This is a genomic window from Micromonospora sp. C97, assembly GCF_018070385.1.
GTDB lineage: Bacteria > Actinomycetota > Actinomycetes > Mycobacteriales > Micromonosporaceae > Micromonospora > Micromonospora parva.
Window position 1 is genome coordinate 26,073 of record NZ_JAGPXU010000011.1, and the last position, 24,166, is coordinate 50,238.

Consider the following 24,166-nt stretch of genomic DNA (forward strand, 5'->3'; position numbering starts at 1 on the left):
CGGCCGATCAGCAGAGCAGGTCCAGGTGGTGGTGGGCGTCCTCGGCGATCTCCTCGTGGCGCAGCCAGCGGCGCGCCCACAACCGGGCTGCCAGCTCCGCCTGCTCGTCCCCCCACGCGGCGTGCTCGACGAGCAACGCGGTGGTCAGCGCGTACGCCAGGCGCAACGCCAGACCACGGGCGCCCGCGAGCACCGCCGACGCACCCGGGTCGACGGTCACCGCGCTGATGGTTTCCGTCAGCTGCGCGGCGGCGGTGGCCAGCGTGTCGGCCAGCACCGGCGACAACGGCCGCGCCAGGTCGACGGCGGCGGCGAGCCGGCTCAGCAGCGGCACCCCGGCGTCCTCCCGGGTCAGCGCGCGCAGCACGTCCAGGGCCAGCACGTTGGTGGTGCCCTCCCAGATCGGCAGCACCTGGGCGTCGCGCAGCAGCCGGGGCACGCCGGTGTCCTCCACGTAGCCGGCCCCGCCGAAGCTCTCCACGTACTCGCTGGCGGAGCTGACGGCGAGCCGGCCGGTGGCCAGCTTCGCCAACGGGGCCACGATGCGCAGCTCCGCCGCGGCCTCCGGGTCTGCGCCGACCTCCACCCGCCCCAGCAGGGCGAAGGCGTGCCCGGCCAGGGCGAACGCGCCCGCGGCGTCGACCGCGAGGGTGCCCAGCGTGGCCCGGTGCAGCGGCGAGGACACCAGCGGGCCGCCGGCGACGTGCCGCACCTCGGCGTACGCGCGGGCGTAGTCGAGGCCACGTCGCATCCCGCCGGCCGCCGCCGCCGCGTTGTGCACCCGGGTCACCACGACCAGGGTCATCGCCCGGACCAGACCGGGCACCGCCGGGTCACCCAGCGGGAGGGCGTACGCGTCGCGCAGACCGATCTCGGCGGTGGGCAGCGCCCGGGTGCCGAGCTTGTCCTTGAGCCGGTGCACCGTGACGCCCGGTGCGGGTGCGCCCGGTGCCGCGCCGTCGGCCAACGGGGAGTCGACCGCGTACCGGGGAACGAGGAACGGGGCGAGCACCCGGCTGCCCCGCCCGGCGCCCTCCGGTCGGGCCAGCGCCACCGCCATCGCCGCGTCGGCAGCGGAGCAGAACCACTTCTCCCCGGTCAGCCGCCACGAACCGTCCGCCGCCGGTCGACCGAGCGTGCTGGAGCGGCCCAGGTCGGAGCCGCCCTGCGACTCGGTCATCCACTGCCCGCTGGTGATCGCCGTCGCCGGGTCCGTCGAGATCAGCCGGGGCAGCCACGCGGCACGGACCGTGGCGTCGACGTCGGGCATGCTGAGCAGCGCCGCCGCCCCGTCGGCCATCGCCACCGGGCACGAGAACGTCGCCGACTCCGGCCCGTACAGGTGCAGCAGGGCGTGTTGCACGACCCGCGCGGCGGCACCCCAGGTGCCCCGGGCGTCCGGCAGGTAGGGCAGCGCGACCACGGCGTGGCGGGCGGCGGCGGCGCGCTGCTCCTGCCAGCCGGCGGAGGTGTCGATGCGGTCGACGCGGGCGCCCCACGGGTCGTAGCGGACCAGCGTCGGCGGGTGCGCCTCGGCGTCGGCGTGCGCCGCGCGCAGCGGCCCGGTGACGTCGGCGGCCAGGTCCGCGAGGCGGCCCTTCGCGGCGGCGTGCCCGCCCGGGCCGAGGTGACGCTCCAGCCAGGAGCGCAGCAGGCCATCGCCGGCGTACGGGTCGACGGGGGGTGGTACCGGCTGCACGAAGCGGCTCATCGATCGGCTCCTGGCACTGCTCGGGGGTGTGCGCCGACGGTAGACGATGCGGGGCCGCCGCGAACAGGGTGAGCCCCGGACCCGATTTTTCGGCTTGTCGTACCCCGGTGCGACCGTGTTCTCTACGGTCGGTAGTCGTGGGTGCCGGCCAACAGTGGAGTCGACCGGCCCGGCGTCACCGCCCGATGCGCACCGGGTTGGCGTTCGCCGGGTTCGGCGTGGCGTTGTGCTGTGTGGGGGTGGCCGGGCTGGGCGCCTGGAACCTGCAGACCGTCCGGCAGGCCGCCGGCCCGATCCGGGAGACCGCCGACGGCTTCCTCAACGAGGTGACCCTGGGCGACAGCGACCGGGCGTACGAGCGGCTCTGCGCGGACGCCCGCAGCCGGTGGAGCGCGATCGGTTTCACCAGCTGGGTGCGGACTCCACCGATGGTCACCGACTACGAGATCACCGACGTGTCCGTCGCCACCCGCAGCGGGCGACCGCAGGGCACGGTGACCGTGAAGGTGACCCGCGACGGTGGGCTCAGCGAGGAACGTCGCCTGCCGGTGGTCCGCGAGGACGGCGGCTGGCGGGTGTGCGGTGACCCGTTCTGAGCCCCCGGTCGCCACCCCGGTACGCCCGCAACTGCTGCGACCACGTGAGGGGGTGCAGCCGACCACCTCCACGGAACTCTTCTTCGACCTCGTCTTCATCTTCACCATCACCCAGCTGTCGCACTACCTGCTCGCGCACCTGGACTGGCGGGGCGCCGCCCGTACCGGCCTGTTGCTGGCGCTGGTGTGGTTCGTCTGGGTCTACACCACCTGGCTGACCAACTGGTTGCAACCGGACCAGGGGCCGGTGCGGACGATGCTGATCGGAATGGCGCTGGGCAGCCTGCTGTTGTCGGCGGCGATCCCGGACGCGTTCGGCTCGACCGGTCCACTCTTCGCGCTGGTCTACGTGATCATGCAGGTGGGCCGCACACTGTTCGCGTTGTGGGCGGTGCAGGGCAGTCCGTGGCTGGTGGCCGGATTTCAGCAGTCGCTGCCGTGGATCACCGGGACGTCGGTGCTCGTGGTCCTCGGCGGCCTGGTCGGCGGGGCCGCCCGGGACGCGGTGTGGGCGGCGGTGATCGTGATCGAGGTGGTCGGCCTCTCGCTCGGCTACCCGCTGCCGAAGCGGGGACGCAGCCGACCCGAGCGGTGGATGGTGGAGGGTGGGCACCTGGCCGAACGGTGCGCGGCGTTCGTCCTGATCGCGCTGGGGGAGTCGATCCTGGTCACCGGCAGCACCCTCACGTCACACGTGAACCTGGTGACGTCCGGGGCGTTCCTGTTGGCGTTCGGCGGTTCGGTGGCGCTGTGGTGGGTGTACTTCGCCCGCTCGGCGCCGGCCGCCACGGAGGTCATCGCCCACGCCGGAGAGCGCACCGGCGCGTTGAGCCGGGTCGCGTTCAACTTTCTGCACCCGGTGATCGTCGCCGGTGTCGTCGTGGCGTCGGCGGCCGACGAGCGGTTGCTGCGGGAACCCGGCGCCCCGGCTGCCACGGTCGACGTGCTGCTCACCCTCGGCGGACCGGCCCTGTTCCTGGCCGGGCACGCCGCCTACAAGGCGCTGCTGTGGCGGGCCCTGCCGATCAGCCGGGTCACGGCGGTGGTGGTGCTGTTGGCGTTGATGCCGGTGGGTGTGGCGCTGGGTGCGCCGGTCGCGGGGTGCGCCGCGGCGGCGTTGGTGGTGACGGTGGCGGTGATCCTGACCGACCGGCGCCGTTCCCTGGCGCTCGCGCGGTGACCGCGTTCTGAGCCGGCCGGTGGTTCAGTCTCGGGGACCGAGGTCGCCGCTGCGGTAGTGGCGGCGGCAGAGCACCTGGTAGCGCACCTCGGCGGTGTCGACGGTGTCGCCGATGACGACCTGGGCGCCCTCGCGGACGACCTGCCCGTCGACGACCCGGGCGTTGAGCAGCCCTTCGCGGCCGCACCAGCAGAGCACCTCGACCTGGATGCGGGCCACCTCGTCGGCCAGCTCGAACAGGCGTTGCGCGGCGGGGAACAGGCAGGACCGGAAGTCGGTGGCCAGGCCGAACGCGAAGACGTCGACGTCGTAGCTGTCCACCAGTTCGGCCATCTGCTCGACGTGCTCGACGGTGTAGAAGCACGCCTCGTCGCAGATCAGGTAGTCGACGCGTACCCCGTCGGCCCACCGGCCGCGCACCAGGGCCCGCAGGTCCAGGTCGTCGGTGACCTCGATGGCCTCGTGGGCCAGGCCGATACGGGTGGTGACCTGCGGTCCCAGCGACCGGTCGATGCGGGTGGTGACCAGCCCGCGCCGGCCCTGCCGGGCGTGGTTGTAGTTCATCTGCAACGCCATCGTGGACTTGCCGCAGTCCATCGGCCCCCAGAAGAACTTCAACGCCGCCGCGTGCACCGGACGCCCGTCGAGCCCACGCGCGGCCGCACACCCGGCCGGGGCGTGCGGCTGCCCGGGGAACGGGTGGGCCAGGCAGGTCGGGACGGTGGCGGCGTCGTCAGTCACGGTCGGGCAGCCTAGCCGATCGACCGCCCCTGATCTGCCTGGTCCGGGACGCGTGCTCAGAGCACCCGGGGTGGGGTGTTGCCCACGGCCACGATGGCGCGGCGGATCGGCACGGCGGCCAGGAGCAGGAAACCGACCACGAAGAAGATCAGCAGTGAGACCAGGCCCACCCGGTACGAGGCGGTGAGCTGGAACACCAGCCCGAAGGCGAGCGGGCCGAGCCAACTGGTGCCCTTGTCGCTGATCTCGTAGAAGCCGTAGTACTCGCCTTCCTTACCGGCCGGGATGAGCTGGCTGAACAGCGACCGGCTCAGCGCCTGGCTGCCGCCGAGCACCAGGCCGATGGCCGCGCCGAGGATCATGAACGGCACCGGCGCCTCGGCCGGCAGCCGGAACGCGCCGATGATCACACCGATCCAGAGGATCAGGCTGAGCAGCACCGTCTTCCAGGCGCCGATGCGCCGGGCCAACGCGCCGAGGCTCAACGCGCCGCCGAAGGCGAGGAACTGCACCAGCAGGATGGTGATGATCAGGGTGCTCTGCTCCAGGCGCAGCTCCTCGGTGCCGTACTGGCTGGCCAGGGTGATGACGGTCTGGATGCCGTCGTTGTAGACCAGAAACGCCAGCAGGAAGAACAGCGTCAACGGGTACGCCTTGATCTCCCGCAGGGTGCGGCCCAGCTGCCGGAACCCGTCGGTGAGCACGTTGCCCTGCCGGGCCAGCGCCGCCGCCGCGCCGGGGCGTTCCCGCAGCCAGCGCAGCGGCACGAGGGTGAACACCGCCCACCACACCCCGGCGGAGACGATCGACCAGCGGGCCAGGTCCAGGGTGCGCTGCGGGTTGTCGTCCTCGCTGAACAGGGTGACCGCCACCAGGTTGAACGCCAGCAGCAGACCGCCGCCCAGGTAACCCAGCGCCCAACCGCGGCTGGAGATGCCGTCGCGTTCGTCCGGGCCGCCGAGCTGCGGCAGGAACGAGTTGTAGACCACCAGGGCCGCGCCGAAGGAGATGTTGGCGACCAGGAAGAGCGCCCCGCCAAGCAGGTAACGGTCGCCGGTCACGAAGATCATCGCGACGGTGGCGCCGGCGCCGGTGAACGCGGCGCCACCGAGCAGCCGCTTCTTGTGCGCCGACCGGTCGGCGATCGCCCCGATCACCGGCAGCACGAACACGGTGAGAAAGACCGACAGCGAGATCAGGTACGGGTAGTAGGACCCGGCCGCCACCCGGATGCCCAGCGGGTACACGTACCCGTCGCAGGTGTCCGCGCCCAACTCGCAACCGGCGGCCAGCTCGGCGACGGTGGTGATGAACGGGCCCAGGAACACCGTGATGACGGTGGTCTGGAACGCGGAGTTGGCCCAGTCGTAGATGTACCAGCCGCGCCGCTCCCGGCGAGTGCTCGCCGGGGGCGGAGTGTCGTCCACCGTGGGGGTCACGGTCTCGGCCATCGGTGGTCCTTCGACGCTCAGGCGGCCCAGTGGCCGCGGCTGCGGTAGACGTCGCGCAGCACGCCGACGTGATCGGTCATGATGCCATCCACGCCACGATCCAGTAACTCGTGCATCTGGGCTGGTTCGTCGATCGTCCAGACGTGCACCTGCAGGCCGATGCGGTGGCAGTAGTCGAGGAACCGGCGGTCCACCACCGGCACCCGCCCGTAGCGCGGCGGCACCTGCGCGGCGACCACCGACGGCGGCAACCGCAACGGCCGCCCGTGCAGGGAGGCCAGCCGCAGCCGGGCGACGCCGCGCATGCCCAGGCTGGTGGCGACCCGCCCCTGGGTGAGCGCCCGCAGCCGGGTCAACCGGGCGTCGCTGAACGAGGCGAGCAGCACCCGGTCCCCGGCGCCGGCCCGGGACACCGTCGCCACCGTCGGCTCGACGCCGCCGTCGGCCTTCACGTCGATGTTGAAGCGGACCTGCGGCCAGGCGGCCAACACCTCGTCGAGCCGGGGTACGACGGCGGCGCCGCCGACGCGTACCGAGGCGAGATCCGCCCAGCTCATCTCGGCGATGCGCCCCGGCTCACCGGTGACCCGCCGCAGCGTCGGGTCGTGGAAGATCACCGCCACGCCGTCGGCGGTGGCGTGCACGTCGGTCTCCACGTACCGGTAACCCAGCCCGATGGCCCGGGCGAACGCCTCGGTGGTGTTCTCGTCGCCCTCGGCGGCGCCGCCACGGTGGGCGAACGCCAGCGGCGCGGGTGCGTCGAGGTAGCCGAATCGGGTCAACACGCGACGCAGTATGCCCGCCGCCGGTGGCGCGTGGGTGGCCTGCCGGCGAAGATCACGCCCGTGATCCCGGTGCGCTGACGGGCTCGTCGCGCACCTGGCGTTGGTCGACCGGGTTCCGCGGTTCCGGGCCGGGTCAGGGGCCTTGACCGCAGTGTCGGCAGGCACCGCGCCGACGCAGGTGGTAGGCGATCTTGTAGTTCCTGCTGCCGAAACACGTTGAATGCCCCTTATGCGGGGACAGTAAGTGCAAGATCGCGGCAGCAGGCCGAGCAAGGTCGCGGCAGGAGGCCGACCGGGTCAGTGGCGGCGGTGGGCGCGACTGGGGTCGACGGGGCGACCCGGGTCCACGTGGCGGGGCAGGTCCGGCTCGTCGGGGCGCAGCGGGGCGAGGGTGTCGGTGAGCGCGTCGATGATCCGGTCGGTGGCCCGGCGGGCCGCGCCGGGGTTGGTTGCCGTTGTCTCGCCCAGGTCGACGGGGGTGCCGAAGTGCACCCTGATCACCGGTCGACGGCGCAGGGAGCGGGCGATGCCCCGCAGCATCCCCCGGGGCGCCTGGTAGGGCAGCACCTCGTGCGAGCCCCATTGGGCGACCGGGATGACGGGGGCGCCGCAGGCCAGGGCGAGTCGGGCGGCGCCGGTCTTGCCGCGTTCGGGCCACAGGCCCGGGTCCAGGCCGATGCGCCCTTCGGGGTAGATGAGGATCACCGAGCCGCGGGCCACGGCCGTGGCGGCGTCGTCGAGGGCCCGGTGCACGGCGCTGGTGCCCCGGTCGACCCGGATATGCCCGGCGTGGCGCATGGCGGCGCCGAAGAGCGGGACGCGGAACAGTCCGGCGGTCGCCATGATCCGCGGGGCGATGCCGCGGGTCTGGCAGGCGGCGGCCATGACCAACGGGTCGAACGGGCTGATGTGGTTGGCGGCCAGCACCAGCGGGCCGCGACGCAGGTGTGCCGGGACGTCGCCGGTGACCTCGAGGCGGGCGAGCAGGCCGACCAGGCCCCGGGCCAGCAGCAGGGCGGCGCGCCAGGTCAGCGGCGGCTGCCAGGTGGAGGTGTTCATCAGCGCGACATCGTCGCACGCGGTGGCCGGGCCGCGAGGGCGGGTCGGCGGGTTGCCCGGGTGATCAGGGTCATTGGTCCCGGGCCGTTTCGGGCCGCCTGGCCCTGCTCTTTTCTCTACGACGAGCAGTAGTATTTACTACGTCTCGTAGTACGGATGGCTGGGGGTTTTCAGGTGGACGCGTTGGACGTTGCCCGCTGGCAGTTCGGTGTCACCACCGTCTACCACTTTCTCTTCGTGCCACTGACCATCGGCCTGTCCGTGCTGGTGGCCATCCTGCAGACGATGTGGCACCGCACCGGCAACGAGCGCTACCTCAAGCTCACCAAGTTCTACGGCAAGCTGTTCCTGATCAACTTTGCCATGGGCGTGGTCACCGGCATCGTGCAGGAGTTCCAGTTCGGCATGAACTGGAGCGACTACTCCCGCTTCGTCGGCGACATCTTCGGCGCACCGCTGGCCATCGAGGCGCTCGTCGCGTTCTTCCTCGAATCCACCTTCATCGGCCTGTGGATCTTCGGGTGGGACCGGCTGCCCAAGCGGGCCCACCTGGCCAGCATCTGGGCCGCCGCGATCGGCACCAACCTGTCCGCGTACTTCATCCTCGCGGCGAACTCGTTCATGCAGAACCCGGTCGGCTACCGGATCAACCCCGACAGCGGGCGCGCCGAGCTGACCGACTTCGTGGCCGTGCTGACCAACAAGGTCGCCCTGATCACCTTCCCGCACACCCTGGCCGGCTCGTTCCTGGTCGCCGGGTCGCTGGTCGTCGCGGTCGGCCTCTACCACGTGATCCGCAACCGCGACTCGGCCGACACCGGCGCGTACCGCTTCGCCACCAAGTTCGGCTCCTGGGTGGTCCTGGTCGCCTCCGCCGCCGTGCTGTTCACCGGCGACATCCAGGGCAAGATCATGACGGATGTGCAGCCGATGAAGATGGCCGCCGCCGAGGGCCTCTACACCACCGAGAGCCCCGCCTCGTTCTCCGTGCTCACCATCGGCAGCCTCGACGGCAGCCGTGAGGTGTTCGCCCTCAAGATCCCGTACCTGCTGTCGTACCTGGGCACCGGCGACCCCAACGGCACCGTGCACGGCATCAACGACCTGCAGGCCCAGTACGCCACCCAGTACGGCGCGGGCAGCTACACCCCGATCATCCCGGTCACCTACTGGAGCTTCCGCTTCATGATCGCCTTCGGGATGGCGGCCGGCGCGATCGCCCTGCTGGTCCTCTGGAGCCAGCGCAAGGGCCGCACCCCGAGCAGCAAGTGGCTGCTGCGCGCCGGGCTGGCCATGCCGGTGCTGCCGTTGCTGGCCAACTCCTTCGGCTGGATCTTCACCGAGATGGGCCGCCAGCCGTGGATCGTCTTCGGCGAGATGCTCACCCGCAACGGCGTCTCCCGCAGCGTCTCGCTGACCGAGGTGCTCACCTCGTTCACCGCGTTCACGCTGATCTACGCCACCCTCGCGGTGATCGAGGTCAAGCTGCTGCTGCGCTACGCCAAGGCGGGTGTGCCCGACGTCAGCGAAGAGCACCCTATCGACGACACCCACGACGACGCCGAGCGCCCGCTCGCCTTCGCCTACTGATCACCGGAGCCCGCCGTGGACCTCACCACCATCTGGTTTCTCCTCATCGCCGTCCTCTTCACCGGGTACTTCATCCTGGAGGGCTTCGACTTCGGCGTCGGCATGCTGCTGCCCGTGCTCGGCCGCGACGACCGGGAACGCCGCGTCCTGATCAACACCATCGGCCCGGTCTGGGACGGCAACGAGGTCTGGCTGATCACCGCCGGTGGCGCCATGTTCGCCGCGTTCCCCGAGTGGTACGCCACCCTCTTCTCCGGCTTCTACCTGCCGCTGCTGCTGATCCTGCTGGCCCTGATCGCCCGGGGCGTCGCCTTCGAGTACCGGCACAAGCGCCCCGAGGCGTCCTGGAAGCGCCGCTGGGACACCGCGATCGTCGTCGGGTCACTGTTGCCGGCGATCCTGTGGGGCGTCGCCTTCGCCAACATCCTGCGCGGTGTGCCACTGGACGCCGACCACGAGTACGTCGGCGGCCTGCTGGACCTGCTCAACCCGTACGCCCTGCTGGGCGGCGCGACCACCCTCGCGTTGTTCCTCACCCACGGCGCGGTGTTCCTCGCCCTGAAGACCACCGGCGACATCCGCGAGCGCGCCGGCGCGCTCGCCGTGCGCCTGGGCGTCGGCGCCGCCGTGCTCGCGGTCGGCTTCCTCACCTGGACGTTGACCATCCGCTCCAGCGCGGCCGCCGTCGTGCTCGCCGTCGGCGCGGCCCTCGCCCTGCTCGGTGGCCTGGCCGCCGCCAAGGTACGCCGTGAGGGCTGGGCGTTCACCGGCACCGCCGTGGCGATCGGCCTGGCCGTGGCGACCCTGTTCGCGGCGTTGTTCCCGAACGTGCTGCCCTCCACCCTGGACGCGGCCGGCACGCTGACGGCCACCAACGCCGCGTCCACCCCGTACACCCTGAAGATCATGACCTGGGTGGCGGTGATCTTCACCCCGGTCGTGCTGGCCTACCAGGGCTGGACGTACTGGGTGTTCCGCAAGCGCATCGGCGTGGCCAACATCCCGCAGCACTGACCGGTCCGGCGGGCCCGCGCACGGGCCCGCGCCGATCTTGCACTTTCGGTGGACGATATGCGGGACATAGCCCCTTCGCCGGGACAGGAAGTGCAAGATCGCGGGCCGGGGTGATCATGGCGGCGGTAAATCAGCGGTGGCTGCGGAGCCGTCCGGTTAGGTTGTCCCGATGCCCGCGACTGTGCACGTACGTGAACTCTCCACCGATGACCTCGACGCCGCCTGGGAGTTGGGTCGGTTCGCGTTCGGCTCCGACCCGCAGCGCCCCGCCAGCACGAGCGTCGACGTGCCCGGCCTGACCCGCTACGGCGCGTTCGACGACGCCGGTCGGCTCGTCGGTAAGGCCGTCGACCTGCACCACGACCAGTGGTGGTCGGGCCGGGCGGTGCCGGCGGCCGACGTGGCCGGGGTGGCGGTCGCGCCCGAGGCCCGGGGCCGGGGTGTGGCCCGAGCGCTGCTCACCACTCTGCTGCGCGGCGCCCGCGAGCGGGGAGCTGCGGTCAGCGCCCTGTACCCGACCGTGGCCGCCCCGTACCGGGCCTGCGGGTGGGAGGCAGCCGGGGTGCTGCGCACGCTCAACCTGGCCACCGCCGCGCTGCCCCGGCACCGGCCCGCCGCGCACCTGAGCGTGCGGGCCGGTACACCCGCCGACCTGGCCGCCGTCGCCGACCTCTACGAGCAGGTCGCCCGGCACCGCAACGGCATGCTCACGCGCCGGGGGACGCTGTACGACTTCTTCGCCGCCGACGGGGGCCTGCCCGGCGACGGGCTGACCCTCGTCGAGGCCGACGGCGAGCTGGTCGGTTACGCCACCTGGCAGCGGGGCCGGGGCTACGGAGCCGACTCGGTGCTCACCGTCGACGAGGCGCTGGCCACCACCGCCGAGGCGGCCCGGCAACTCGTCGGGGTCCTCGGCAGTTGGGCCAGCGTCGCGCCGACGGTGCGGCTGTGCCCGCTCGACGGGGACGCGGTCGGCGTTCAGCTGCCGCTGGAGTCGGCCCGCGAGCACGAGCGGGATCTGTGGATGCACCGACCGGTGGAGGTGGCCCGCGCGGTGGGCGCGCGGGGGTGGCCCGTTCACGCCCGGGGCGTTGTCGACTTCCACCTCATCGACCCGCTCGCCGAGTGGAACACCGGCACCTGGCGATTGGCTGTCGCCGACGGCGCCGCCGAGCTGACCCGCGTCGACGCCGAGGCGGACCTGCGCTTGGACGTGCGCGGTTTCGCGCTGTTGTACGCCGGGGCGGCGCACGCCCGGTCGGTGGCGCAGGCCGGGCTGCTGCACAGCGCCGCTGACGCCGACCCGGCCGCCCTGGACCTGCTGGGGGTGGGCGGCCCGGCGCAGCTGCTCGACTACTTCTGACCGACCGGGCCCGGCAGGCGGGTCGCTGGCCGGCGTCACGCTGACGCGTGGGTCGCTGGCCGGCGTTTCACGCTGACGCGCCGGCCCCCGCGCGGGGGCCGGTCACCGGAACGGGCACGCCCCCCTGGTCGCTGCGCTACCCACTGGTCGACGGTGGTGGACTCGTTCCCGGTCAGGTCGGGATCGCTGCCAGTTCGGCGTTCGCGCGCTGGGTGACCACTGTGAGCACCTGGGCGGCGGCGCTGGCGTCGGCGGGTGCGATGTCCGCGTACAGGCGGGCGCTGATGCCCGCGACGGCGTCGGCGATGCGGGCCTGCACGGCGCGACCGGCGTCGGTGAGCCGTAGCCGGGTCGCGTCGTCCGGGTCGCTCTGGGCGAGGTCCGCGTCGACGAGGGTGGTGAGCACCCGCCGCACCTCCCGCTCGTCGACCTTGAGGGTGCTGGTGATCCGTTGGGTGAGCTGGGCCTGCTCGACCGGGCCGTTGGCGAGGACATTGAGGGCGAGCAGCTGGTGGAACTCGACGCCGAGGGGAGCGACGCTCCGTTCGAGCAGCGCGCGGGTGGCGTAGTGGGCCTGGCCGATGACCTGGCCGTTGAGGGTGGGAGCGGTGGACATGACGCCTCCTTCGAAACGTTGGCCGCGCCAACGTTGGTGCAGCCAACGTAACACGGATCGTGGGTCGCGCCAACGATTCCTGGTAGGCTGCGCCCCATGGATCACGCGGCCCCGCAGTCACCCGCCGGGCTCAGCACCACCCCGAGCTGGCTGCTCAACCAGACCGCCAGCCACGCCGCCCGGCTGCTCAGCGAGGGCTTCGCCGCGCACGACCTGCGCGGCTACCACTACCGGCTGCTCGCCACCCTGACCGAGGACGGGCCCGCGAGCCAGGCCGACCTCGGCCGGCGCTGCGGCATCGACCGCAGCGACGTGGTGGCCACCATCAACGACCTGGCCGGCCGAGGGCTCGTGGTGCGCGCCCCCGACCCGGCCGATCGCCGCCGCAACGTCATCAGCGTCACCGACGCCGGCGCCGACGAGGCGCGCCGGATGGGCGCGACAGTCGAGCGCGTGCAGGCCGACCTGCTCGCCCCACTGTCCACCCACGAGCGCGAACAGCTGACCCGACTGCTCACCCGGCTGCTGCGGCACCACAGCCGGCACTGACCCGCCTCAGCGGGCCTCGCGCAGCTCCGCCAGCCGGGCCTCGATCTCGGCCAACTCGGCGCGCAGCTTCTCGGCCTGCTGCTCCGCCTCGGCCCGCTCGGTGCCGAGGATCTGCTCCACCGCCTCCTGCACCCCCGGCACGTCGACCAGGGCCACCATCTTCAACGCCTCGGCCGGCTTCACCACGTACGGCTTCGCGAGGGCTTTGCTGCCCTGCTGCGCCGCGACGGTCCACTCACCGTCGGCGTACGCCAGGGTCACGGTGAGACCCGCGGGGCCCTTCGGCTTGACGGCCTTGACCGCCCGCCGCGCCGGCGGCTTCTCCGTCTGCTCCACCTTCGGCTCCTCCTGTCGCTGCGCGGGCACCCGCGGCGTGTCCAACACGAACTCCGGCGCGGCCACCGCGGGCGGCGTCTCCGGCTCGGGCTCCGGCTTCGGCTCCATTACCCGACGGCCGGCCCCCTTGGGCGCCACGGCCAGGTCGGCGGGGGAGAACGGCAACTCGTCGCGGCCGAAGCGCACCACCACGAACTCGTCGGACACCTCCGGGTCGGTCAGCTCGATCACCTGGCCGACCTGACCGGCGATCTGCCCCGCCGCCGCGGTGAACACCACCCGTGGCTTACGCCCGGCCGCCAACGCCTCCCGGATGCTCTGCACCTCGCTAGTGGACAAACCCTGGCCGGCATCCATCACAACCCTCTTCCGTACACCTGTTTGATTGCTGTCTTGATATCAGCCGGCTGCGACACCCGCCGCACGGGGCTCACGCCCGCTCAGCCGCCCAGCGCCCGCAGCGCCCGGTCCGCGTGGTCGTTCATGCTCACCTCACTGTGGATCACCTCGATGACCCGCCGGTCGGTGCCGATCACGAACGTCATCCGCTTCGTGCTCAACGCCCCCAACGGCAGCCGCCGCTTCACCCCGAACTGCTGCGCCACCGTCCCGTCCGCATCCGAGAGCAGCGGATAGTCGAACCCGTGCAGCGTCGAGAACTCGGCCTGCTTCGCCACCGGGTCCCGGCTGATGCCCACCCGCGACGCGCCCACCGCCGTGAACTCCGCCGCGAGGTCGCGGAAGTGGCAGCTCTCCGCAGTGCACCCGCGGGTCATCGCGCCCGGGTAGAAGAACAGCACCACCGGCCCGGTCGCCAGGAACTCCGACAGTCGCCGCGGCGTGCCCGTCTCATCCGGCAGCTCGAAATCCTGCACCACGTCGCCGACACCCACACCCGCCACCGCGCACCTCCATCGTCGGATCGACCGCTGCCCGATCGACCGCGCGGTGAGCGTAAGCGATCACCCCCAGAGCGCCGCCATCTCATCGGCCTGGGCCCGCCCGGCCGGCACCGCCGACGTCGGCGCGGGGACCGGCGCCCGCTGCGTGTGACTCTCCTCTCGACGACCGACCCGCGCCGGTCACGGTAGCGTCGGCCCATCCCACCGACATCCCTGGAGGCACCGTGGCACCCGTCACCGTCATCACCGGCGGCGGCCGGGGCATCGGCGCGGCCACCGCCCGCCGTCTCGCCCACGCCGGTCACCACATCGCCCTGTGCTACCGCCACGACCACAACGCCGCCGACGCCGTCCTGGCCGACCTGCGGGCCGCCGGCGCACAGGCCATCGCGGTACGGGCCGACACCACCGACCCCGAGCAGGTACGCGCCCTGTTCGACGCGGCCGCCGAGCTGGGCCCGCTCACCGGCCTGGTCAACAACGCCGGCGTCACCAGCCTCATCGGGCCCTTCACCGAGCTGCGCGTCGAGGACCTGCGCCGGGTCGTCGACGTCAACCTCGTCGGCTACGTCCTCTGCGCCCAGCAGGCCGCCCGGCGGCTCACCGACGGTGGGGCGATCGTCAACGTCTCCTCGGCGGCGGCGACCCTCGGCAGCCCGGGGGAGTACGTGCACTACGCCGCCGTGAAGGCCGCCACCGACACCCTCACCGTCGGCCTGGCCAAGGAACTCGCCCCCAGGGGCATCCGGGTCAACGCCGTCGCCCCCGGCATCGTGCGCACCGACATCCACGCCGACTCCGGGGTGCCCGACCGCGCCGACTCGGCCGTCGGCCGTATCCCACTGGGCCGCGCCGGCGAACCCGACGAGATCGCCGCCGCCATCGCCTGGCTGCTCGGCCCGGACGCCTCGTACGCCACCGGGACCGTGCTGCGCGTCTCCGGCGGCCTCTGACCGCGCTGCGGGGTGCCGTCGCACGGCACCCCGCACGCACCTCAGTGGGTGAACAGCTTCGCCGCGGTGATGACGGTCTGCGCGACCCCGTAGCCGAGCAGCGCCGCCACCACCAACCAGGAGATCCACAACCGGGCCTGCTGCCCGGGACGGCTGTCCTCACTCATCGCGTACCACTCCTCTGCCTCGTCGTGTCCTCGTCCCGGTGCGCCGTCTCGTCGGCGCGCTGATTCGCCGGTGGTTCGTGGTAGCGCTGCGGCACCGGCCGGACCAGCAGGTTCGCCGCGAAGCCCACCGCCAGCACCCCGACCATCGTGAACAGCGCCGGCCGGTACGCCGCGGCCGTCAGCGAGCCCGGCTCGCCCTGCGCGTCGAGGAACCCGTTGACGATCAGCGGACCCGCGATGCCCGCCGCCGACCAGGCGGTCAGCAGCCGCCCGTGGATCGCGCCGACCTGGAAGGTGCCGAACAGGTCACGCAGGTACGCCGGCACCGTCGCGAACCCACCGCCGTAGAACGACAGGATCACGCACGCCAACAGCACGAACAGCGCCGTCGAGGTCTGCCCGACGAGCGCCAGCAGCGCGTACAGCACCATGCCGACACCCAGGTACACCAGGTAGATGGGTTTGCGGCCGATGACGTCCGAGGTGGACGACCACACGAACCGGCCGGCCATGTTGAACAGCGACAGCAGGCCCACGAACCCGCCGGCCGCCGCGACGGTCACCGCCGAGGTGCCGTTGTCGCGGAAGAAGTCCTGGATCATCGGGCTGGCCTGTTCCAGGATGCCGATGCCGGCTGTCACGTTGCAGAACAGCACCACCCACAGCAGCCAGAACGAGCGGGTCTTCACCGCGTTCGCCGCCGACACGTTCGCCGTGGTGACCAGCGGCTTCGCCGCCACGCTCGCCGGATCGAAACCGGCCGGACGCCAGTCCTGCGCCGGCACCCGCACGTTCGCCACCCCGAACATCATGATCACGAAGTAGCCCAGGCCGAGCGTGACGAACAGCCACACCAGGGCGCTGCCCGAGGCCGTCGACCCGGCGTTGGCCGGGTCGTAGCCGGCGTCGTAGAAGGACAGCAGTTGCCGGGACAGGGGAGAGGCGACCATCGCCCCACCACCGAACCCCATGATCGCCAGCCCGGTGGCCAGGCCCGGCCGGTCCGGGAACCACTTGATCAGGGTGGAGACGGGGGAGATGTAGCCGATGCCCAGGCCGATGCCGCCGAGCAACCCGTAGCCCAGATACAGCAACCACAGCTGCTTCGTGGCGATGCCCAGCGAACCCACCAGGAAACCCGCCGCCCAGAAACAGGCCGAGACGAACATGGCCTTGCGCGGCCCGTTCGCCTCCACCCAGGTCCCGGCGACGGCCGCGGACAACCCGAGCATCACGATCGCGATGCTGAAGATCACCCCGATCGCCGTCTGGCTGGTGTCGAAGTGGGCGATCAGGGAGTTCTTGTAGACGCTGGTGGCGTAGACCTGACCGATGCAGAGGTGGATGGCCAACGCCGCCGGGGGGATGAGCCAGCGGCTGTAGCCGGGCGGCGCGACGGTGTGCCGACGATCGAGTGCGGAAAGCATGCGCTGCTTCCTCTCGGTGAGGACGAGAAACGTCGCCCCCAACGTGCCCAGCGCACTCGTGAGCGGCAAACCTCACCGTCGCCGGACGGTCGCTCCGCTGAGCTGAGCGGTCAGTCAGCCACCCGCGCGCCGCGGCGTCGGCAGCTAGCGCAGGTCCGGGACATGCCAGCCGCCAGCCAGCGCGTCGGCGTCCGCCGGACCCCAGCTGCCCTTCTCGTACGACCGCACGGGCGTCGGCAGATCCAGGATCGGCTCGACGATGCGCCACTCCTGCTCGATCGTCTCGGCCCGCGCGAAGCGCAGGTGCTGCCCGTCCATGGCGTCGTCGAGCAGCCGCTCGTACGCCTCCTGGCGACGACCAAGAGCGGCACCGAAGTCGACGGACAGGTCCACCGGTCGGCTCGCCACCTCGGCGCCCGGGCTCTTCGCCTGGATCGACATGGTGATGCCGTCACCGCGCCCCAGCCGGAAGCGCAGCAGGTTCGCCGCGGTCGCCGTGCCCCGCTCGGCCGGAATCAGCGAGCGCTGCGGCTGCTTGAACTCGACCACGACCTCCGTCGCCGTCCCCGGCAGGGACTTGCCGGTACGCAGGTAGAACGGCACACCCGCCCAGCGGGGCGAGTCGACGGTCAACCGGGTCGCCACGAACGTCTCGGTGTTGGAATCCGGGGCCACGCCCGGCTCGTCGCGGTAGCCGGCGTACTGCCCCCGGACGGTGGACTGCGGCGACAGCGGCGCGATCTGCCGCAGCACCGCGGCCTCCGCCTCCCGGAACGCCACGGTGTCCTCGCTGGCCGGCGCCTCCATCGCGATGAGCGCGACGACCTGCAGGATGTGGTTCTGCAGCACGTCCCGGGTCGCGCCCACCGTGTCATAGAAGCCGGCCCGACCCTGCGTGCCGAAACCCTCGGCGAGGGTGACCTGGATGTTGTCGATGTGCTCGTTGTTCCACAACGGCTCGAACAGCCGGTTGGCGAACCGGAAGGCGTAGAGCCCCTCGACGGCTTCCTTGCCGAGGTAGTGGTCGATACGGAACACCCGCTCCGGCGCGAAGGCCGCGCCCAGCGTGCGATCCAGCTCGCGGGAGGACTCCAGGTCACGCCCGAACGGCTTCTCCACGATCACCCGACCCCGGTCGGCCAGACCCACGGCCGCCAGGCCCTCGACGACGGAACCGAACACCGCCGGAGGGATCGCCAGGTAGAAGACCGGCCGCTCGGCGTCGCGCAGCCGCTTCGCCAGCCGCTCGTACGTCGCCGGGTCGGCGTAGTTGCCGGAGATCATCGAGAGGTTGTCCGCGAGCCGGTCGAAGGTCTCGTCGTCGATCTCGTCGTTGGCCTCGGTGACCGACTTGCGCGCCATGGTGACCAGTTGCTGATCATCCCAGGGGGAGCGGGCCACGCCGATCACCGGGACGTCGAGGCGGTCGCGCCGGGTCAACTCGTACAGCGCCGGGAACAGCTTCTTCGAGACGAGATCTCCCGTGACGCCGAACAGCACTACCGCGTCTGAGCGCATGTGCATGGCACTTCCATTCGATCATGTGCTTCTGATCTTCCGAACGGACAACGGCACGACCCGCCGCGGGAATTCCCCCGCGAGCGGCACACGTGAGGTCGGCGACAACGCTGTCTCGACACGCCCTTACCTTAAGGAAGGTTTACAGTACAGGCAGGGCGCCGGTAGCCTGCGATTCTAATCGACGAAGGTCGATCATGACGAGGCCTGGAGGTACCGTGCGTCGCCGACACACCACACGGCTGCTGGCCATAGCCGCACTCGCGCTCCCACTCACCCTGCCCGCCACACCCGCCCCCGCCGCGGTACCCACCACACCAGCCCGGCAGCTCAGCGACGTTATCCCCGCACCCGTCGAAACCCGACCCGACGCGCACAACGCCTTCCGGATCACCCCGCTGACCGTCATCCGCACCACCCCCGGCTCCACCGCCGCCCGGCAGATCGGCCACCAACTCGCCACCACCCTGCGCCCCGCCACCGGCTACCCCCTGCCCGTCCTGCCCGTACGCTCCACCCCGCTACCCGAGATCGCCCTGCTCATCGAGGGCACCGACGACCGCATCGGCCAGCAGGGCTACCAACTCGACGTCACCCGCCGCGGCGTCACCATCCGCGCCAACACCCCCGCCGGCCTGTTCGCCGGCACCCAGACACTGCGCCAACTGCTCCCCGCCCAGATCGAGGCACCCGACCGGCAGCGCATCACCTGGACAGTCCCCGGCGGACGAATCATCGACTACCCACGCTTCGCCTACCGGGGTGCGATGCTCGACCTCGCCCGGCACTTCCACACAGTGGACGACATCACCGCCTACGTGGACCTGCTCAGCCAGTACAAAATCAACTACCTGCACCTGCACCTGACCGACGACCAGGGCTGGCGCATCCAGATCGACTCCTGGCCCCGCCTCACCACCGTCGGCGGCGGACCCGGCACCGGAGTCGACGGCGCCGGCCCCGGATACCTCACCAAGGCCGACTACCAGGCCGTCGTCGCCTACGCCGCCGCGCGACACATCACGATCATCCCCGAGATCGACATGCCCGGGCACACCAACGCCGCCCAGTCGACATACCCCGAACTCAACTGCGACGGCGTCGCGCCGCCCCCGCGCACCGACATGGCGGTCGGCTACAGCTCCCTGTGCATCAACGACGAACTCACCTACCGATTCGTCGAGGACGTCATCCGCGAGGTCGCCGCCATCACCCCCGGACCGTTCCTGCACATTGGCGGCGACGAAGCCCACGCGACCACCGACGAGGACTACCGCACCTTCATGAACCGGGTCCTGCCCCTGGTCGCCAAGTACGGCAAACGCGCCTCCGGATGGAACGAGATCACCCAGGCCGACCCGCCCACCGACGCTGTCGCCCAGTTCTGGGGCACCGGCACCACCAACGCCAGCCTCGCCGCGGCCGCCGCCCGCGGCAACAAAATCATCATGTCCCCGGCCAACAAGGCCTACCTGGACATGAAGTACGACGCCAACACCCGCCTCGGCCTGCGCTGGGCCGGCCTGATCGAGGTGTCCGACGCGTACGGCTGGGACCCTGCCACCCGGGTCACCGGCGTCGGCGAGAACGCCATCCTCGGCGTCGAGGCACCCCTGTGGTCCGAAACCCTGCGCACCCTCGACGACATCGAATACATGGCCTTCCCCCGCCTACCCGCGATCGCCGAACTCGGCTGGTCCACCTCCGCCAGCCACGACTGGGAATCGTTCCGAACCCGGCTGGGGGAGCAGGCACCCCGCTGGCGGCTGCAACAGGTCGACTTCTACCCGTCCCCACAGGTGCCCTGGCGCTGAGCCGTACCGCGCCGCTGTTCGTTGGTGGGCACCGGCCGAAACGGCCGGTGCCCAACGCCGTCAACACCGGGGTCCAGAGCCGGCCCCTCGACCTCGACGGCGCGCGGGCCGGCCACCGCCCATGAGACGGTGAAGCAGCCAACCACCGCCGACTCCAACAAGGACCCCGCCATGAACCTGGCGTTCGACCAATCAGCAGACACTGGACCAGCGGTGGTGTGCCTACCGATGTTCAGCATGAGCCGCGCCGCCACGGCCGCCGCCCTCAGCCCCGCCCTCGCCGGCGCGGGCCTCCGCGAGATCTACCTGGACCTGCCCGGCCACGGAGACACCCCCGCACACTGCCCACCCACCTCCCAGGCGACGCTGGACACCGTCTGCGCCTGGCTCGACCAGCACCTCGACGCGCCAGCCCTGCTCGCCGGCAGCTCCTACGGCGCGTACCTGGCCGCCGGCATCGCCCGCCAACGACCCGACCTCGTCCGCGGCCTGCTCCTCGTCTGCCCCGGCGTCACCATCGCCCGCCACACCCGGACCCTGCCCGCCGACCCACCACTCGACGCACCCACCGGCTGGCTCGACGACGCCCCCGCCGCCCTGCACGAACACCTCGACGCCGCACTGGGCCACCGCACCCCGGCCGTCGTCGCGACGGTGCTGGCGGCACTGAACTCCGGCGGCCCCGGCGACCCGGCCTTCCAAGAGAAACTCCAGACCGGGCCCGGCTACGCGCTACCCGACGAGGACGCCGACGTCGTCTTCGACGGCCCGGTCAGCGTGATCACCGGCCGGCAGGACCGCATCATCGGCTACGCCGACCAGTTCCGCGCCATGCGCCACTACCCGCGCGGCACCTACACCGTGATCGACACAGCCGGGCACTACCTGCCGTACGAACAACCCGCCCTGCTGCGATCGCTCACCCAGGACTGGCTGCACCGCACCCGAGACTGAGACGCGTCAGTGGGGGAGCGGACCCCGCCCACGAGGTCACGGGGTTCGCCCAGCCTCCCATCACTCACCCGAAGCGTTTGATGCGCACCCCGTCCGGGGGCGCGGTATCGGCCAGCTCGACGCTTCGCGAGAGATGCACGGTCATGGGTTTTCCGTGTAGCGGCGTCAGGTCGAGTCCCGGCACCGAACCATAGATCCGGAGATCCTTGAGCTCCGTCAGTCCGGCAAGCGGAGTGAGGTCGAACAAGTGCTGATGGTTGCCGATGCTCAGCCAGCCAAGCTGAGGTAGCCCGGCCAACGGACTCAGGTCGGTGACGGGTGTCCCTTCAATCACCAACTCGGTCAGTGTGTCGATCGAGGCCAGCGCGGCCAGGTCGGTCAGCCAGGCGCACCCGCCCAACGACACGTACGTGACTTTCAGGTGGCGGAGCCTCACCGCCAGCTCACGAATCCCGCCGGCAGGCTCCTCGCTGGCATAGAGCGCCAGCTGCGTCAGGTTCTGCAGAGGATCGAGCATCGCCGGATCCCACAGCGGGGATGGACTGCAGCTCAGGAATCTCAGCGCGGTGAGCTCAGCGAAGAGACTGTCGCGAACCTCCACACCGCCCAAGGCAAGCCAGTGCAGCTGCCGCAAAGAGGCGAGCGCGATGAGGTCTTGATCAGGTGCAAGGCCCCACAAGGCCAGGTTGGTAAGTCTGGGCAACCCTCGCAGCGAGGAGAGATTCAACAGTTGCTGATCGGCATCCAACCAAATACTGACCAGGTCGACATTCCTGGCCAGATGCCCAAGGTCGCCAACAACCCCTCTCGCGGTCAAGTGAACTTCGGTCAGATGCGGCACGTCCGACAACTGGGCCAGGTCCACCTTCTGATCGGTGATAACGACCGTCTTGGCGAGATGACGCAGCCGGGGCAGCGCGGGGAGCAGGGCTGCACTGCGGATCGTTGCCATGCCACCCTCAAGCGGGGCGTCAGCGAGGACCCGGTCGGCGTAGTCGGCGGGGTCGAAGTACTCCCACGCCGTGATGAGCTGCTGCTGGACGCGAGGTCGCGGGTCGGTGCCGTAGCGGGCGAGGGTGGCGAGCGCATCGGGACCGTTGACCAGCGCCACAGCCCTGACCGTGGCGGCGGCCTGGGCCTCACTCAACGTGCTGAGATCCGCCGGCAGCTCGGCGAGCAGCGGTTCTCCGACTGCCGCCAGGGACCGGGCTTCGGCGACGGACCGGGGCAGCAGCTCACGCAGGTGGGAACGGATCCGGGTGAGGACTTCCGGATCGACCGCTGGCGCGGTTTCCAGGCACGCCGCGGCGAGCAGCCGCAACCTTCGGGCCTGCTTCGGTCGCTCGTCGGCGAGCGCGAGCAGGCCGGCGAGGAGCTGCCTGCGGACCGGCGCGTTGGCGTGACCGGCGGCCAGAATGATGGTTTCGCGCCAGGTGTCGAGATGGGCGTGCTCAAGGAGGGCACCGGTGTGCCCCTGGTCGGCGGCCTCCCGGGCAGCCAGGTATTCCTGAAAGGTGCGATGGACGAAGTCGATGCGGTCGGGCACCGGCTCACGCAAAACCCCACTGCGTTGGATCATGTGCTCGAGCACGGCGGCGACGGGGGCGGTGATGTGCCGGATCCCAGCCAACCGATGCGCGAAGCGCTGCGTCGCCTCGGCGCGGGTGAGCTCGGTGCGGCTGTTCTGGGTCATCCACCAGGCGACCTCCTGCAACAGCTGCGCCTGGTCGCGGCTGGTCAGTTCCGGCAGCGCGGTGGGAACTCCGCGTTGGGAGTCGCGGCGGTGCAGCAGCATGTCGATGGCAGCCTGGTAGATGTCCATCCGGTTGCGGGGCAGGTTGCTGTCCCGGTCCAGGTTCAGCGCGCACAGCATCGCGCAGAGCAGCGGGCTGCCGGCGAGGTTCTGCAGGTGGGCGCTGCCGTCGAGCTGGGCGAGCAGCCGCTGTTCGTAGCCGGGCAGCAGATGGGGTTCGCAGGGCAGGTCGGCGGCGCGCCGGACGGCCTCGTGCCAGTGCCGGATCAGCGCCTTGACGTCGGCCGGCCCCATCCGCTCCAGAAACACCGAGGTGAAACCTTCGGTGTCCAGCCACCGGGCCGACGCGGCAGCCGGCCGGGAGGTGACCACGACCCGCAGGTCCGGGTAGGCGGACAGCAGGCCGTGCAGCCAGTCACGGACCGTCCGCCGTTGGCCCTCGGGCACCTCGTCGACGCCGTCGACCAACAGGATCGCCCCGGTGCCGAGTTGGCGGTGCACCCAGCCGGGAGGCATCAGCCCGGCGATCGTGGCGGCGATCAGGTCGAGGAACCGTTGCGGGGGAGGCAATGGCTGCGCGACGTGGTCCCGCAGCCGGATCAGGAACGGGGTACGCCCGTTCCAGGTGTCGAGTTCTCCGGTGAACCCGTGCCGGGCCGCGGTGACCGCGATCCACTGCATCAGAGTGGTCTTGCCGGAGCCGGCGTCACCACGCAGCAGGACCCGCGCCGCGTCGCCAAGGGCCTGCTCGGCCCGTACCGAAGCGCTGTCACCACCACCGCCGTCGGAGCGCAGCAGGCCGGGACCCCAGCGGAACCCACTGCGGCGCAGGCCACGGGTGGTGCCGCCGGTGACGGCCAGGCTGATGTACGCGATGCTCAACGGGGTACGCAACCGGTAGCGGTGCACGTCGACGCCGAACAGCTCCAGATGATCCAGCACGGTGAGCAGGTGGGCCAGGTACCGGGTCCGGAACTGGGCGTCATGACTGGTCCCGGTCGGGGCGTCCAGACTGGTCACCGGCAGCCGGGCCAGGACCTGGGTCAGGCTGTCGGCCACCGCGGACAGCCGTTCCAGGGTCTGCACGGTGGCGCGACCCTGGAACGGGGGGAGTTGCACCACCAACTGGGTCAGGCAGGTGCAGCACTCGTCGAGGACCCGTCCGTACAGGTGTGCTGCCGCCTCGCTCAGACCCGCCCGCGCGGGAACGTCGGGCAGTTGCCGGCGCAGTCGGGTGGCCATCAGTGCGGGGTCGACGTCGTCGGCGAACACCGCGGCGTCGGACAGGTCCGCGTCGCGCAGCGTGTCGGCCACCGCGTTCAGGGCGGCGGCGATCTCGTTGTCGGGCAGCGCCGGCTCCCGGCGGCGAACCAGTGGCTGCAGGCGTTCGTAGACGGTGTCGACGATGTCGTCCAACCGCCGGCCCGCCCGGCGCAGGCCGAGGTCATCGGTGATCCCGGAGCCGATCAGCTCGATGAGCGGCGTCTCACGTTCCCGGTGTTCCCGGCGGCGTCCCAGCCACCGTTTCACTGCCGGTGTCACCACCGAGCCGGCCAGGCGCAGCAACGCCGTCTCGACCATCCCCACGCCGCGTCTCCTCCTGGTCTGCTGTGAGGTCTGACTGGTGCGCGTGCCAACAGTTCACGAGACAGCGACCACTGATGACGCTACGTCGTGCGGGGATTCA

General features: G+C 71.3%; 21 protein-coding genes. 9 read left to right on the forward strand and 12 right to left on the reverse strand.

Features of this window, described 5'->3' with window-relative positions:
- Nucleotides 1–7 precede the first annotated feature (7 nt).
- Nucleotides 8–1,711 (reverse strand): acyl-CoA dehydrogenase family protein, encoded by a 1,704-nt coding sequence (locus KBX26_RS16740; protein WP_030327663.1) that lies wholly within the window; start codon nucleotides 1,709–1,711, stop codon nucleotides 8–10.
- A 137-nt stretch (nucleotides 1,712–1,848) separates the two neighbouring features.
- On the opposite strand from KBX26_RS16740, the gene KBX26_RS16745 reads away from it, so the two are divergent.
- Nucleotides 1,849–2,307, forward strand: coding sequence for a hypothetical protein (locus tag KBX26_RS16745; RefSeq protein ID WP_030327664.1), 459 nt, complete (start codon nucleotides 1,849–1,851; stop codon nucleotides 2,305–2,307).
- Nucleotides 2,294–3,487 (forward strand): low temperature requirement protein A, encoded by a 1,194-nt coding sequence (locus tag KBX26_RS16750; protein WP_210862156.1) that lies wholly within the window; start codon nucleotides 2,294–2,296, stop codon nucleotides 3,485–3,487. The genes KBX26_RS16745 and KBX26_RS16750 overlap by 14 nt, the downstream gene beginning before the upstream one ends.
- Nucleotides 3,488–3,511: 24 nt before the next feature.
- Here KBX26_RS16750 and KBX26_RS16755 read toward each other — a convergent pair whose 3' ends face one another.
- The 4 genes from KBX26_RS16755 to KBX26_RS16770 form a co-directional block, all read right to left on the reverse strand.
- Nucleotides 3,512–4,228 carry a thymidine kinase gene (locus KBX26_RS16755; RefSeq protein WP_036410478.1) on the reverse strand — a complete coding sequence of 239 codons (717 nt, stop codon included), beginning with the start codon at nucleotides 4,226–4,228 and terminating at the stop codon, nucleotides 3,512–3,514.
- A 56-nt stretch (nucleotides 4,229–4,284) separates the two neighbouring features.
- On the reverse strand, nucleotides 4,285–5,679 hold the full coding sequence (locus KBX26_RS16760) for an MFS transporter (protein ID WP_210865827.1): 1,395 nt from the start codon (nucleotides 5,677–5,679) through the stop codon (nucleotides 4,285–4,287).
- 17 nt (nucleotides 5,680–5,696) lie between these two features.
- Nucleotides 5,697–6,464, reverse strand: coding sequence for a glycerophosphodiester phosphodiesterase (locus KBX26_RS16765; protein WP_030327667.1), 768 nt, complete (start codon nucleotides 6,462–6,464; stop codon nucleotides 5,697–5,699).
- 297 nt (nucleotides 6,465–6,761) lie between these two features.
- The gene (locus KBX26_RS16770; RefSeq protein WP_210865828.1) at nucleotides 6,762–7,523 is read right to left on the reverse strand and encodes a 1-acyl-sn-glycerol-3-phosphate acyltransferase; all 762 of its coding nucleotides are present in this window, start codon (nucleotides 7,521–7,523) and stop codon (nucleotides 6,762–6,764) included.
- A gap of 174 nt (nucleotides 7,524–7,697) precedes the next feature.
- Between KBX26_RS16770 and KBX26_RS16775 the strand changes: the two genes are divergently transcribed.
- The 3 genes from KBX26_RS16775 to eis all read left to right on the forward strand — a co-directional run bounded on the left by KBX26_RS16775 (nucleotide 7,698) and on the right by eis (nucleotide 11,490).
- Nucleotides 7,698–9,113, forward strand: coding sequence for a cytochrome ubiquinol oxidase subunit I (locus KBX26_RS16775; protein WP_030327669.1), 1,416 nt, complete (start codon nucleotides 7,698–7,700; stop codon nucleotides 9,111–9,113).
- A gap of 15 nt (nucleotides 9,114–9,128) precedes the next feature.
- Entirely contained in the window at nucleotides 9,129–10,127 is a 999-nt protein-coding gene (gene cydB, locus KBX26_RS16780; RefSeq protein ID WP_030327670.1) for a cytochrome d ubiquinol oxidase subunit II, read from the forward strand.
- 169 nt (nucleotides 10,128–10,296) lie between these two features.
- On the forward strand, nucleotides 10,297–11,490 hold the full coding sequence (eis, locus tag KBX26_RS16785) for an enhanced intracellular survival protein Eis (protein WP_210865829.1): 1,194 nt from the start codon (nucleotides 10,297–10,299) through the stop codon (nucleotides 11,488–11,490).
- A 172-nt stretch (nucleotides 11,491–11,662) separates the two neighbouring features.
- Here the strand turns inward: eis and KBX26_RS16790 are convergent, their stop codons facing one another.
- A complete protein-coding gene (locus tag KBX26_RS16790; RefSeq protein WP_210865830.1) occupies nucleotides 11,663–12,106 on the reverse strand; it encodes a hypothetical protein in 444 nt (147 codons plus the stop codon).
- Nucleotides 12,107–12,202: 96 nt separating this feature from the next.
- Between KBX26_RS16790 and KBX26_RS16795 the strand changes: the two genes are divergently transcribed.
- Nucleotides 12,203–12,655 (forward strand): MarR family winged helix-turn-helix transcriptional regulator, encoded by a 453-nt coding sequence (locus KBX26_RS16795; protein ID WP_210865831.1) that lies wholly within the window; start codon nucleotides 12,203–12,205, stop codon nucleotides 12,653–12,655.
- A gap of 6 nt (nucleotides 12,656–12,661) precedes the next feature.
- Here KBX26_RS16795 and KBX26_RS16800 read toward each other — a convergent pair whose 3' ends face one another.
- Nucleotides 12,662–13,348, reverse strand: coding sequence for a hypothetical protein (locus KBX26_RS16800; RefSeq protein ID WP_210865832.1), 687 nt, complete (start codon nucleotides 13,346–13,348; stop codon nucleotides 12,662–12,664).
- Between the two features lie 83 nt (nucleotides 13,349–13,431).
- Nucleotides 13,432–13,893 (reverse strand): peroxiredoxin, encoded by a 462-nt coding sequence (locus tag KBX26_RS16805; RefSeq protein ID WP_030327675.1) that lies wholly within the window; start codon nucleotides 13,891–13,893, stop codon nucleotides 13,432–13,434.
- Between the two features lie 224 nt (nucleotides 13,894–14,117).
- Between KBX26_RS16805 and KBX26_RS16810 the strand changes: the two genes are divergently transcribed.
- Nucleotides 14,118–14,846, forward strand: coding sequence for an SDR family NAD(P)-dependent oxidoreductase (locus KBX26_RS16810; RefSeq protein ID WP_210865833.1), 729 nt, complete (start codon nucleotides 14,118–14,120; stop codon nucleotides 14,844–14,846).
- Nucleotides 14,847–14,887: 41 nt separating this feature from the next.
- Here the strand turns inward: KBX26_RS16810 and KBX26_RS32770 are convergent, their stop codons facing one another.
- From KBX26_RS32770 to zwf, 3 genes are all read right to left on the reverse strand, one after another.
- A complete protein-coding gene (locus tag KBX26_RS32770; RefSeq protein WP_256443348.1) occupies nucleotides 14,888–15,013 on the reverse strand; it encodes a hypothetical protein in 126 nt (41 codons plus the stop codon).
- The gene (locus KBX26_RS16815; RefSeq protein ID WP_210865834.1) at nucleotides 15,010–16,440 is read right to left on the reverse strand and encodes an OFA family MFS transporter; all 1,431 of its coding nucleotides are present in this window, start codon (nucleotides 16,438–16,440) and stop codon (nucleotides 15,010–15,012) included. The genes KBX26_RS32770 and KBX26_RS16815 overlap by 4 nt, the downstream gene beginning before the upstream one ends.
- Nucleotides 16,441–16,584: 144 nt before the next feature.
- Nucleotides 16,585–17,964 carry a glucose-6-phosphate dehydrogenase gene (gene zwf / locus KBX26_RS16820; protein WP_210865835.1) on the reverse strand — a complete coding sequence of 460 codons (1,380 nt, stop codon included), beginning with the start codon at nucleotides 17,962–17,964 and terminating at the stop codon, nucleotides 16,585–16,587.
- 212 nt (nucleotides 17,965–18,176) lie between these two features.
- On the opposite strand from zwf, the gene KBX26_RS16825 reads away from it, so the two are divergent.
- A complete protein-coding gene (locus tag KBX26_RS16825) occupies nucleotides 18,177–19,772 on the forward strand; it encodes a beta-N-acetylhexosaminidase (protein ID WP_307857832.1) in 1,596 nt (531 codons plus the stop codon).
- Between the two features lie 171 nt (nucleotides 19,773–19,943).
- A complete protein-coding gene (locus tag KBX26_RS16830) occupies nucleotides 19,944–20,726 on the forward strand; it encodes an alpha/beta fold hydrolase (protein ID WP_210865895.1) in 783 nt (260 codons plus the stop codon).
- A 64-nt stretch (nucleotides 20,727–20,790) separates the two neighbouring features.
- Here KBX26_RS16830 and KBX26_RS16835 read toward each other — a convergent pair whose 3' ends face one another.
- A complete protein-coding gene (locus KBX26_RS16835; protein ID WP_247680735.1) occupies nucleotides 20,791–24,060 on the reverse strand; it encodes an NACHT domain-containing NTPase in 3,270 nt (1,089 codons plus the stop codon).
- Nucleotides 24,061–24,166 lie beyond the last annotated feature (106 nt).